We start from the raw sequence: 12066 nt of genomic DNA, 5'->3' as shown, positions 1-12066 counted from the left end.
GTTTTAGAATGGGGTAAAACTGCCGAAAATTATTCAGGGATATTATAGGGACAGACGAGAAAAAATAACCGTAAAACGGAAAGGGAGATTCTAGATGAAAAAGAAATTGGATTCACCAATTATCGATGATACACAACCCCACCAAATTAACGCACCAAGCTATAAAGGGACCGGCATAAAACCACGAGCTCCATTTGTCAATGATTATGGAGTCGTCATTGGCGACAGTAAATATGCATCTGAAAACTCACCACTCGAAAATTGGAGCGAAGATACAGACCCGGAAATCATGGCTGGAGACGACTGGATACACCCCACCAATGATATAGGCTGGAATTCAACTGAAAACCGTGAACTGTTAGAGGCTAAAAGAACGCCGCAGCCTTCTTTTATGCATCCTGATAAAGATGTTAGCATTGATACGGATTGAGTGATTCTTGAAGGGTCAATGGTACAAGTGAAATCCTTATTAACAACCAAGGGGTGTATAGCTCATTCAGTATATACCCCTTATTCTCATTTAACTTGTAAAATCCACTTTCCTTTAGTTTGACGAGCGTTCATTTCTGCATGGTCATCTGCCGCCTTTTCAATCGGATAAATGACGCCGATCGCAAGCTTAAGCTTTCCAGAATCCACGTAAGAAAAAAGACTTCAATGCCAGGCAACAGCATATCTGGGTGTTTAATGATCCAATTTTTTCCTGAACATCCTGAAGAATCGTTTCGTAACCTCCAAATGCAGCAAGCATCGCAATTTGATGCCCCATCTGCCCAGCCCCAATTACGGTTATTGATTGAATTTGCTTGTTGGTCATGCCCTTCTACTAATTGGTTAGTATGTAGCCTGGTCAAGCTTCAATGCCCTGTAGAATCATCCCCATAAAAATATCTGCAACTTCCTGTTCGGTTTTTTCACCTCCAGAGTCGAACCAATTATAGCTCCAATTGGCCACACCCAAAATAGCAAAAGAGATGATGGATGCATCAAGGTTGGAACGTAGTTCTCCGCTCTCGATGCCTTCCACCAGCACCTGTTTGATTTTATTACGGAACTCATCCCGCTTAGGAAGGATTTGTGCAAGTTTTTCGTCACTTAGATTTTTCATTTCACGGAAAAAGACCGTGGCGCTTGATTTTTTTGTTTTGATGCTTTTTAAAAACATATATACCATAACGAAAAGCTTTTCCTTACAGTTTTTCCTAGTATCCGAAATGATGATTTCCTGCTCACTAAGCAACTCGTCTATATAAGCAATATGAATATCCATAAGCAACTGCTCTTTGCTCTTAAAGTAATAATAAAATGTTCCCTTTGTCACTCCAACCGATTCGACGATATCAGAAATCGAAGTTTCACTAAAGCCCTTCTTTTCGAATAAGCGCATGCTATGTTCTTTCATTTTTTCTTTCATGTAAGCATCCTCGCAATCTGTAAAAATTCAGCTGAATTAATATCATACGCTCCGCACTATCAAAGCCTTCTTATTTCTTGGAAATTTCCTCCCTTAAAGCACGCCTTAAAATCTTTCCGACATTTGTTTTTGGTAACTCCTCACGAAATTCAACGAATAGCGGAACTTTATAAGCCGATAGGTTTGCACGGCAGTACTCGATGATTTCCCGTTCACTTGCCTTTTTATTATTTTTAAGTACAAGCACCGCTTTTACCGACTCCCCTCGGTAAGCATCTGGAACTCCAAAGACAACCGCTTCCTGGACAGCAGGATGTTCATAGAGGACTTCCTCGACATCACGCGGGTAGATATTATACCCACTTGCAATGATCAAATCTTTTTTCCTGTCAACAATATAGAGATACCCTTCTTCATCAACTTTGGCGATATCACCCGTATAAAGCCAACCATCCCTAAGAGTCACCGCCGTTTCCTCTGGCATATTCCAGTAACCCTTCATCACTTGAGGTCCTTTGATGACAATTCCCCATTACGCCTGGGGCCACTTCTTTAGTCCCGTCTTCTAGATCCATTACTTTATATTCTGTCGAAGGGATTCCAATCCCGACACTCCCATGCTTCCTTTCAGCAAATACCGGGTTGCAATGCGTAGTTGGCGAAGCTTCCGTAAGACCATAGCCTTCATGATCCTTCCTACAGTCTGGCTCATGATAAAAGTTCCGGTTACATTGACATTCTTCACCTTCTGCCAGGCTTCAAGGGGCATGTCGACGGCCAGAGCCCCCAAGGATGCCCCGCTATTGTTCACTAAAATGTCAATGGCACCGAATTCCCGGTAAGTTTCGTTAACCACTTCCTGTACATCTGACGGATTTTTGATATCACACTTGAAGGACAGCGCCCTGCCTCCAAGTTTTTCAATTTGCGAAGCAACTTCATCGCATGCTTCCTTCTTCCTTGAACAAAGCACAACATTCACCCCTGCTTCGACAAATCCGGTCGCTATTTGTACTCCCAATCCTATCCCTCCACCAGTTATGATCGCCGTCTTTCCAGTTAGATTGAATAGGCCGGTACCTTTCATACTTTCACCTCATGCTTTTATTTTCGAAGTTCTATTTTAGCTACTTGTGAACGGTTCATCAGGACCATCAGCAAGCCTCAACGTCCGTGCATTTGCCCAATTGTGCAGCAAACGGGAAATCGTTGAAATCCCTGCAGCTCCAAACCCTTGAATTGCCCTGTCCAGCACTTTTAATGCCCTAGTTGGTGCCACCACTTTTTTCATGGCTATCTCCCGCCTTCTCTCCCTTGTTCCCGACAGTATCCATCACATACAGCCTATAAAGTAAGAAGCCTAGCTTGTTCGATTTCAATCCGTGAATCGGCAACCCATTCCATGATCACACCTTGCCACGCCAAAGGTTTACCAAACGACACGGTTTTGAATGCGCTTACATAATTCTTCAAGTGCTCTTTCAGCAGCACCGATCAGCCTCATGCAGTGGTGTATCCTTCCAGGCCCGAGTCTTCCTTGGGCAATCGCAAACCCTTTACCTTCTCACCATAGTATATTCGTTGCCAGGACCCTCACATTTACAAAATTGATTTCCGCATGGCCATGCGGAGCATGATTATAACCAAACAGGGGGAGCATTCCCTCGATTTTGAAAACCGGTGTGTCCAGCGGTACAAGAATCATTGACTGTTGATCATGCTTGGACGCTTCAGGATCTGTCTTCCCCATAACGATGGCAATCTTGCATCGGGGCTCTCCTGCTCCTGAAGGGCACCATTTCCGGCCGTTTATGACATATCATTACCTGCCTTTTCAAGACTGCACTCTACATTGGTAGCATCGGAAGACGCCACTACTGGTTCTGTTAGCGAGAAGCATGAGCCGTTAATTCAGATAAAAGCGGCGGTATATCACTCATCGACTCTTCTGTGAATCTAGCTGCTTTTGATATACGGATTCATTTGGGAATACGTACTTTTCCATGAATTCCGTTAACTTCTTTTCCAGATTTTGTACCTCTTGATCATGTTCAATTTGCAAATTGAATTCCTCCTTTAAAACTGACTAACCGGTTAGTATGTTATTACCGTTGGAGTACACGCAATATTCTGACTTTTACAACGATTGAATTATATATTTTCATGTCGTTCTTGTCCCGTTATCTGGACATTTTTCTTTCCCGTTATAATCACTTGGTAGGACTGCGGGGAATACACAAACGATTTTCGTACCTTTTTTCAGTTCGCTTGTTATGAACACTTTTCCGCCGTGCTTTTCGATGATTCTAAAACAAACGGAAAGACCCAATCCCGTTCCTGATGTTTTTGTAGTGAAAAATGGTTCTCCTACTTTTTGAAGGGAGTTTTCCGGGATACCCTCCCCTTCATCCAAAATGCTCAAAAAAACTTCCCCATTTTTTTCGTTTACGCTCACAAAAATATTTCCGCCATTCGGCATCGATTCTATGGAATTTTTTATCATATTTATTAATACTTGCTTGATTTGGTTTTCATCAAAGTAAATAAAAATGGGTTCTGTATCGTAATTTTTATGAATTTGAATATTGTTCAATACGGCATTTGTCTCCAACAGTGTAACGACATGGTTACAGCTTTCTTTTAAATCCTTCTCAAGAAAAACCGCCTCCGCGGGTTTCGAAAGCAGCAAAAGTTCATTCAGGACTTGCTCGATTCGATTTATTTCCGAAAAAATAATATCATAATATTCATCTTTATCAGCACCGCCATCTTTAATCAACTTTACAAACCCCATTATGGCTGTCATCGGATTCCTGACCTCATGTGCAATCCCTGCCGCAAGTTGTGCAGCCGTTGATAACTTGCTTGATGTGATTGCCAAATGTTCGTTTAGGCTAACAAGCTTTTCTTCTGCATGTTTACGTTCATTAATTTCCGATAATATGCCTGCCGTCCCTATGAATTTCCCTGCGTCATCGTAAATTAGTTTAACGAATGCTTCAACCCAACTGGTCCCTTTTTTCGCATTCAGTTTAATGTCCACTCGAAAATATTTATTTCCTTGATGAAAGGATTCCGCAAAGGCCTTTAATACGTCCTGATAAGAAGACATATCCATATGTTTAGAAAAGTGAAGCCCAAGTGATTCGTTCACCGTCGCACCACTCATCGATTTCCATGCTGGGTTTAAATACAACCATTTTCCTTTATCATCCGTTTGAAAAATAACCTCATTGAAGCTATTGACCAATTCTTTGGAGTACTTGGAGAAGATGCGATAACGTCCTTCGCTATCTTGCAATATAGCTATCGTTTTCCGTTTATTATCATAGATAGCACCCAAACACCAAGCAATGGATAGAATGGCGAGTAAATATATTCCTGCAAAGGCGGAAAACCTGCGTTCTTCATGGCCCAGCCATCCTAAATAGGGCAATATCAATATGAAGAATAGGGCAGGGACAATGATCCTTCCAGTATATTTGTTCATTTTTTCCACCTCCTTTACTAATGATTTAAACTTCATTCGACGGAGTTCCAGCAAGTAAGGGTTCAAATTATGCATATACTGTATATTAAAACGGTAAAAAACTCACTTATAGGTAAACTTCAACATTTTACCTTTGATTCCTGCAAACAACACAAAAAACCTTTCCTCGATGGAAAGGTCTCTTTTCAACTTAAATCATTTACCCAATGATGACGCGTTCCTTTGGATAATGATAATTTTCCGTAACTTCTTTATGGCCTATGATATAAAGCAGGGACGTTATCCCGACCCGGCCAATAAACATAATGATCATAATGACAATTTTACCGGTATTACTGAGATCAGGCGTGATTCCCATCGAAAGGCCAACTGAACCGAAAGCCGAACATACCTCAAAAATGATTTGGGTTAAAGTGAAATTCTCGGTAATCGATAAAATGAAGATGGCCAATATGCACAGGAAGGAACCCATGATCATAACTGCTGTCGCTTTTCGGATATCATCTGGATGAATCTCCCGTTTGAACACTTTGATGGATCGCCTTCCCCTCATGAAATTCCATAAGAACAGAATCATGATAGCCAGAGTGGTTGTGCGGATCCCTCCCCCGACTGAGCTTGGGGATGCCCCAATGAACATTAATATGCTCATCAATAAAAGGGTCGGTTCCGAAAAGTCACTCACATTCATTGTTGTTAACCCTCCGCTTCGCGTATTGGAGGACATGAATAACGAGTAGAAGAACGATTCATGCCAGCTCTTACCTTTAAAGAACCCATTCATTTCCAGCAGGTAAATCAGGATCGTCCCCCCAATGATAAGGGAAAAGAAAGTGACTGATGTCAGCTTCGTGAACAAAGAAAAATGAAACTTATAAGTACGGGCATTATTGGACAAAAACTCTTTCAACTCGATCAAGACCGGAAACCCAATGGCTCCAAGGGTAAGCAGGATAATCGTGATGAACTGCACGAAGTAATCCCCTTTAAAAGGAATCATCGATATACCGGTGATATCAAAACCGGCATTGGTAGTGGAACTGACTGCCAAAAATAAGCCATTTAAGAAGGCGTCTTTCCAGTTTGGATAATAATTCAAAAAATAAATACCTAAAACCAGGGCACCAATCATTTCAATAACGAGGAATATCTGAATGATTTGAATCAATAATTTAACAAGGCCCGAAAGATTCGATTGGTTTTGATCGGTCATGATCAATTGCCTTTCCTTCAAACCGATCTTCTTGCCCAATATTAGCCAGAAAAAGGTTCCGAGTGTCATGATGCCAATCCCGCCAAACTGGAGAACGAACATCAGAATGAAATAGCCAGCCTCACTTAACACATCAGGCGTACTGACTACAGTTAATCCTGTAACACTGACAGCACTGATAGCTGTAAATAAGGCATCCATAAATTCCCACTCAACACCAGGTTTTAGGGCAACCGGCAGGCTAAGCAACGCTGTCGAGATGCTGACAGCTAAAAAATAATAACCGACGATAAGCTGAGCTGGTGTTAATTTTGATAATATTTTTTTGATAGCAAACATAAAGAGTTTCCTTTCTTACTCCTTTATAGTTATGTGAATCACATAACCATTAAAAATCTAGTTTACCCTTTTTTCATTCTTTTTTCCATTCTCTTTTAAAACTGTCTTACTTACAACAATAAGGCAGGTTTACCAAAAAGTTTGATTCCGCTACTATAAGTAAAACTCCGCATTCTACTTATACTATCATTACAGCGGCAAAAGCCGTTGAAAAAGCAAAGGGGAGATTCAAATGGCTAACAGCAGTAACAACCTTCTTGTTCCTGGAATCGAACAAGCATTAGAACAAATCAAATATGAAATTGCATCAGAATTCGGTGTACAACTAGGTTCCGATACTTCAGCACGTGCCAATGGTTCAGTTGGTGGAGAAATTACGAAACGACTTGTAGCACAAGCTCAATCTCAACTTAAAGGTCAAGGTCAATAATTACTATCACAATTGAATATCCATGGCTAAGAGTCCAGCTCCGTGCTGGACTCTTTTAATTATTCCCTTGTCCGTTTCCATTATTGCCCTTACCCTTTTTCCACTTATCCCAATCTTGTTTAACTTTTATCACTATTTTATCTTGTTTATCTTTTTTATTTTTATTTTCGTACTTTATATGATCGCCATTATTCTGTTCTCTTTCTCTTCCCTTTTCATTGACCGATGTATATCTTTTCCCATCAAGCCTTTTATCTTCCTTTTCATTTTTCTGCTTGTCCTTTAATTGGTTGCTGTGATTATTTTGATTGCTGACAGGTTTTCCTTTTGATTCCATGCTTTTTTCCTTAAAGTCATTTATCTCATTCCGTTTTCCATTTTTATCTTCACTTTTGTTTTTTCCCTTATTTTGGTCTGATGGTGTTCCTAAGTTTTTCTGTTCAATTGGTTTTGCTTCATTTACCGACTTTTGCTTTAATTCATTTGATGTATTGTTCTCTTTTTTCTTTTCCTCAACCGATTTTTTTTCTGTACTCAGCGTTTCGCTCTGCTCTTTCGGAATAACAACCTTTTCCTCTACTTTTTTATCCGTTGCTGGTGCAGACTCCCTCGTATTGACTTTTACCTTCTCTTTATCTTCATTTAACTTCTTTTCGACATACTTACCTGTGGATATGCCTTGTTCCCTTGCTTGCTTCCTATCGCTTTTTGTTGCCTGAATCACTTTCATCTTCGTATTAGAAACATTATTCTGTTCTGATATTTCTTTTATCTCTTTTTTTAAGTTCTTATCCAATTTTTTATCTTTATCCAATATCGTTGTGGAAACGACTATTTGTTTTTTTTCTTTCAGATATCCAAGTTGTTTCGTCGTTTCGACGATTCGGTTTGTAACCGTTTTAATGTCCTTACCTTTCCAATCTTTCAGCTGACCAATCACAAGCTTGCCGTCTTCATTTAAACCGCTAAGTTTGAGAACTTCTAAATGATGGTCAAGCTCCAATTCAATGCTGGGATTCACATCTATTGTCATGTATGCCGATACATGCTCAGAGAAATAGGATGGAAGAAACGAAAAGAGAATCAGAAAAGTGGAGGCAATGCTTAGCACGGCCTTTTTTTTGAAAGATGAATTAAAATTGGGAAAGGCGAAAGTGACCTTTTGTTTAATAGGCGAAAAAGTGATTTCCTCACCTACTTCATATTCCCGTTCCTGCCTTTTGGTTTTTAGAAATTCACCCTCGGGGGTCAATAGGGTTACAAAACGCTTATTAACTGAAAGAATTACTCCTTTTTTCATCCATTGATAGCCCCTTTTATATAATCATTCAAGTACAAAAAATCTCCGTTTATTATGATTGCCACAGCAATGATGTACTTTCTGTTCCGTTCAATCGTTTTTCTGCTTACATCCACTTTTCCTTCAAGCTGCTTTACTGGCAGCCGCTTTTTTGCAAACAGGATTTCTTTCAGTTCGTCATCTTCCATTAACAATTTAGCAATCATAATAGCTCCCTTCCTGGCATCCGCATGTTTTGGAGAGTTTTCGACTAAATCCTCAAATGACAGACCAAAATCCTGTAGATGGCTTATATAAAGGTGAATTTCTTCTTTTCTTCTTTCCGATTCCTTTTGCTTCTCGTATTCATTCATGGAATTTTCATTATCGATATATATATGGCTTTGATCATTATCATCATTCAGAGATAAATCCAAAAGGACTTCTTTCCGTTTCGACTGGCTTCTTAAATAATCTATAACCCTTCGTTTAACGAGGGTTTCGGCAAATGCCAATAAAGAACGGCCTTTTTCCGGGGAATATTTATCGATTGCCTCATTAAAAGCAATCATTCCAATACTAAATTCATCATCTGATTCGTATATGTAACGTCTGCAGATTGATGAGACGGTTTTTGCAATAAAAGGTTTGAAAGACTCTATAGTATCATTACGAAGGCTTATATCGCCTTGTTGAATTTTCAATACGGTTTCTTCTAAAGAACGCTTTTTTTTGAATGCTGTAAACATCAATCCAAGCATTTGCTCACCTCGCTCCTGTTGAACAAAAATACGCATCAACATACTTATCTTAAGCGGAGGGAGTCTAAAAGACAGTGCCAAAAGAACTATTTTTGCGATATAAATGAAATCGCATAATATATCCACATGATAAAATACTTAGTTTCTTCTCGTTTATTACAGTGCAATTACAGTAAAATATCTTTTACAGGATCATTGTACAAATCAATGGGACAATTGTCATTTTTCTAACCGGAATTTAATATTCACATCTTTTAACATATCATTCGCAAACATCCCTGGTCTTGTGTGGGTCATCTCCATAAATACATTAAGAAGATAAAAAAACAGGCGTAAACTTGCACGCCTGTTTTTTTATGCTTCCTGTATTTGATTCTCTTTTTTTTCTTTTTTCTCTTTTTTGCTTGAAATGATCCACGCACCTACGGCAATTCCAATCAATACGACCCAGAATATCGATTTCCAAAGAGTTGATTCAGGGAAATGATGATCGATGACAGCCAGTGAAGGGTGTGCGAGTGTATATACCGCTAACTTCACCCCAACCCAACCTACAATCAAAAATGCTGCCGTTTCAAGTGAAGGACGCTGATGAAGCAATTTCACGAATGCATTTGCTGCAAACCGCATAATGATCAATCCAATCATACCACCGAGGAACATAACGGCGAATTGCCCTCCGTCAATACTGCCGACTTTCATCCAGCCTGTTGCAGGAAGTGTAACAGCCAGTGCAACGGCAGCCAACATGGAATCGATTGCGAAAGCGATATCAGCAGCTTCAACCTTTACCACGGTCAACCAGAAGCCAGATTGCTTTTTAGGTTTTGTGACTTCCTTCTCACCTTTACCAACGTATTTTTTGTAAATGTGCTGAAAAGCAATGAAAAGTAAGTAAATGGCACCGATCGCTTGAACTTGCCACACGTCGACAAGAAAGGAAATAAGGAATAGACTTGCAAAGCGGAAAACAAAAGCTCCCATCAGACCATAAAACAAGGCTTTTCGTTGTTGTTCTTTTGGTAAATGTTTAACCATGACAGCCATGACGACTGCATTATCCGCAGCAAGTATTCCTTCTAGTCCAACCAAGATAAGAAGGACCCAACCATATTCCAATAATATTGATGCTTCCATCCATTCAACCTCCAATAGTTTGTATTTTCTCCCTATCGGCATTGGCAAAATAAAAAGACCTCTGCCGTATAGGCAAAGGTCTTGCTGAACATGAAAACATGTCAACAAAGCCGATGAATGTTTCCATTCACGTAATGACGACTTTGTTTTAGGGCGAACCCTAACGCTACTCCCCTTTGAAAGGAAAATCAGTTATTAAGTATATTAATAGTATACGCACTTATTATGAAAATAACAATCTTTTTTATATTTGGATCATCCTCTTCGTTTCCCTTTGGATAATTTAATCAACTGCAAATATTCTTTACCAAAACGGATCCAGTTCGGTTTTCCAGAAAAGTAGTTCTGAAACAACGATAAAAACCTCGGATATTTCCCATCATATGGATACCATTGGATTTCTGTATTCTTTTTACCTTTATCGATCATGATCGCTTTTTCATGACAGAAAATCTTCAATCCATGTTCGCCATGATAGCGGCCAATGCCACTTTGTTTGGCACCGCCAAATGGTAAATGATGATTAGCAACAGTAATCAGCACATCATTGATCGTCACCGCTCCTGTAACTAACTGTGACGCAATCCGACTTGCTTTTTCCCTGTCCATCGTCCATACGCTCGAATTGAGTCCATATTCACTTTCATTTGCAAGGGCAATCACTTGTTCCTCCGTATCAAAAGGCACAACAGGCAACACGGGTCCGAACGTTTCTTCATTCATGATTTTCATGGAATGGTCGACATTGGAAAGAATCGTCGGCGGAATGAAGTGGGTCTGTCCCGTTCTCCACTCTTTCGGAGAGGTTCCAGTTTCAAGTATGGCCCCTTTATTCAGTGCGTCCTCCAGGTGTCCAGCCACAATATCAACTTGTGCTGGGAAAGTCATTGAACCGATATCATCGTTTAATTGAATCCCCTGCCTCATGGACTTCGCTTTTTCTTTAAGCATCGTTAGGAATTCCTTATAAACGGAACGTTCTACATAAACCCTTTCGACACTCATACACACTTGCCCGCTGTTTGTAAAAGCTCCCCAAAGAGCCCCGTTCACAGCCCGTTCCAGGTTAGCATCACACAGAACAATCATCGGATCCTTCCCGCCAAGCTCAAGAATAGTTGGGATAAGTTGTTTAGCTGCGACCCCACCAATCATTTTTCCGGTCCTTACAGATCCAGTGAAAAATATATAATCTGGTTTTTGCTCAGTTAGTGCCGCACCCAATTCTTTCCCCCCATGCGCAAACTGTATAGTTCCCTCTGGGAAACCAGCTTCATGAAACAGATTATCAATGCACAGCCCAACTAAGGGTGTTACCTCTGATGGCTTGGCGATGACTGTATTTCCTGCTGCTAGAGCATTTAGAATGGGTACCATGGAGAGCTGCAGCGGATAATTCCATGGTGAAATGACGAGAACCGTTCCACGGGGCATAAAATGGACATAGGATTTTTTCCCAATTAGCATGAGTGGAGTGGACACCCTCTGTCCGGAAAGAGCTTTTACTGCATGTTTCTCGATATGCTTGATCGCATCAATGGTGGGCATAATGTCAGCAACCAGCGCTTCAATTTTTACTTTTCCCGTATCTTTTGAAATAACTTCAGCTATTTCATCCATTTTTTCAACCATCAATAAGCGAAGCCGTTTTAAATATAGCAGCCGTTCTTTGATGGGAAGACTCGACCACGCTTGAAACGCATATCTTGATTTCTTATATATATCAGGGATCGAGGTCAGTGGTGTTGGAACGAATTCCGCAATCTTCTCACCTGTTGCCGGGGAATACACATCCCACTTGCCTTGTATTTTTTCCATAACTATTCCCCTTTCTTTACCAAATTCTTATCTGGTACTCCTTATCATTTTTATGTTTTAAATAAAAATTGACCATAGCAGGAACAACTTCCCTGAAATCAGGACAAATGATTCCAGAAGCAACTAAATCGTTTTGGGCTGCAGTACTGTCAAAACGTCCTTTCCAAGTGAAGTAATCAAGGGGC

Annotated in this window: 12 protein-coding genes and 4 pseudogenes; 2 read left to right on the top strand and 14 right to left on the bottom strand. The window is 40.2% G+C overall.

Annotation, left to right across the window (positions count from 1 at the left end):
• Positions 1–94: 94 nt before the first annotated feature.
• The gene (locus tag N9I19_RS00285; protein WP_317776694.1) at positions 95–430 is read left to right on the top strand and encodes a DUF3905 domain-containing protein; all 336 of its coding nucleotides are present in this window, start codon (positions 95–97) and stop codon (positions 428–430) included.
• A gap of 86 nt (positions 431–516) precedes the next feature.
• On the opposite strand, the gene N9I19_RS25100 is transcribed toward N9I19_RS00285, so the two are convergent.
• The 10 genes and pseudogenes from N9I19_RS25100 to N9I19_RS00240 all read right to left on the bottom strand — a co-directional run bounded on the left by N9I19_RS25100 (position 517) and on the right by N9I19_RS00240 (position 6456).
• Entirely contained in the window at positions 517–639 is a 123-nt protein-coding gene (locus N9I19_RS25100) for a hypothetical protein (protein WP_411730387.1), read from the bottom strand.
• Positions 640–697: 58 nt separating this feature from the next.
• Positions 698–817: pseudogene (locus N9I19_RS00280) on the bottom strand (3-hydroxyacyl-CoA dehydrogenase NAD-binding domain-containing protein); the annotation flags it as partial.
• Between the two features lie 33 nt (positions 818–850).
• Positions 851–1414, bottom strand: a complete 564-nt coding sequence (locus N9I19_RS00275; protein WP_317776693.1) for a TetR/AcrR family transcriptional regulator — start codon at positions 1412–1414, stop codon at positions 851–853.
• Positions 1415–1484: 70 nt separating this feature from the next.
• Positions 1485–2100: pseudogene (locus N9I19_RS00270) on the bottom strand (AMP-binding enzyme); the annotation flags it as partial.
• Positions 2094–2501: pseudogene (locus N9I19_RS00265) on the bottom strand (SDR family NAD(P)-dependent oxidoreductase); the annotation flags it as partial. The pseudogenes N9I19_RS00270 and N9I19_RS00265, both read right to left, overlap by 7 nt.
• A gap of 36 nt (positions 2502–2537) precedes the next feature.
• Positions 2538–2918: pseudogene (locus N9I19_RS00260) on the bottom strand (acyl-CoA dehydrogenase family protein).
• 60 nt (positions 2919–2978) lie between these two features.
• Complete coding sequence (locus N9I19_RS00255) at positions 2979–3176, bottom strand: hypothetical protein (RefSeq protein WP_317776842.1); 198 nt, start codon at positions 3174–3176, stop codon at positions 2979–2981.
• A gap of 174 nt (positions 3177–3350) precedes the next feature.
• Positions 3351–3476 carry a hypothetical protein gene (locus N9I19_RS00250; protein WP_317776692.1) on the bottom strand — a complete coding sequence of 42 codons (126 nt, stop codon included), beginning with the start codon at positions 3474–3476 and terminating at the stop codon, positions 3351–3353.
• A gap of 99 nt (positions 3477–3575) precedes the next feature.
• On the bottom strand, positions 3576–4904 hold the full coding sequence (locus N9I19_RS00245) for an ATP-binding protein (RefSeq protein ID WP_317776691.1): 1329 nt from the start codon (positions 4902–4904) through the stop codon (positions 3576–3578).
• Positions 4905–5103: 199 nt separating this feature from the next.
• A complete protein-coding gene (locus tag N9I19_RS00240) occupies positions 5104–6456 on the bottom strand; it encodes a TrkH family potassium uptake protein (protein ID WP_317776690.1) in 1353 nt (450 codons plus the stop codon).
• Positions 6457–6688: 232 nt separating this feature from the next.
• Between N9I19_RS00240 and N9I19_RS00235 the strand changes: the two genes are divergently transcribed.
• Entirely contained in the window at positions 6689–6886 is a 198-nt protein-coding gene (locus tag N9I19_RS00235) for an alpha/beta-type small acid-soluble spore protein (protein WP_061462216.1), read from the top strand.
• Positions 6887–6941: 55 nt separating this feature from the next.
• Here the strand turns inward: N9I19_RS00235 and N9I19_RS00230 are convergent, their stop codons facing one another.
• From N9I19_RS00230 to N9I19_RS00215, 4 genes are all read right to left on the bottom strand, one after another.
• A complete protein-coding gene (locus tag N9I19_RS00230) occupies positions 6942–8186 on the bottom strand; it encodes an anti-sigma factor domain-containing protein (RefSeq protein ID WP_317776689.1) in 1245 nt (414 codons plus the stop codon).
• Positions 8183–8926, bottom strand: a complete 744-nt coding sequence (gene sigI / locus N9I19_RS00225; RefSeq protein ID WP_061462214.1) for an RNA polymerase sigma factor SigI — start codon at positions 8924–8926, stop codon at positions 8183–8185. Before sigI ends, N9I19_RS00230 begins: the two co-directional genes overlap by 4 nt.
• A 354-nt stretch (positions 8927–9280) precedes the next feature.
• Positions 9281–10063 carry a TerC family protein gene (locus N9I19_RS00220; protein ID WP_317776688.1) on the bottom strand — a complete coding sequence of 261 codons (783 nt, stop codon included), beginning with the start codon at positions 10061–10063 and terminating at the stop codon, positions 9281–9283.
• A 255-nt stretch (positions 10064–10318) separates the two neighbouring features.
• A complete protein-coding gene (locus N9I19_RS00215) occupies positions 10319–11881 on the bottom strand; it encodes an aldehyde dehydrogenase family protein (RefSeq protein WP_317776687.1) in 1563 nt (520 codons plus the stop codon).
• Positions 11882–12066 lie beyond the last annotated feature (185 nt).

Origin of the sequence: Peribacillus sp. CSMR9, from assembly GCF_033141925.1 — a bacterium.
Taxonomy (GTDB): Bacteria; Bacillota; Bacilli; order Bacillales; family DSM-1321; genus Peribacillus; species Peribacillus simplex_A.
The sequence above is the reverse complement of the archived record's forward strand: the minus strand, read 5'-3'. Positions and strand labels throughout refer to the sequence as shown.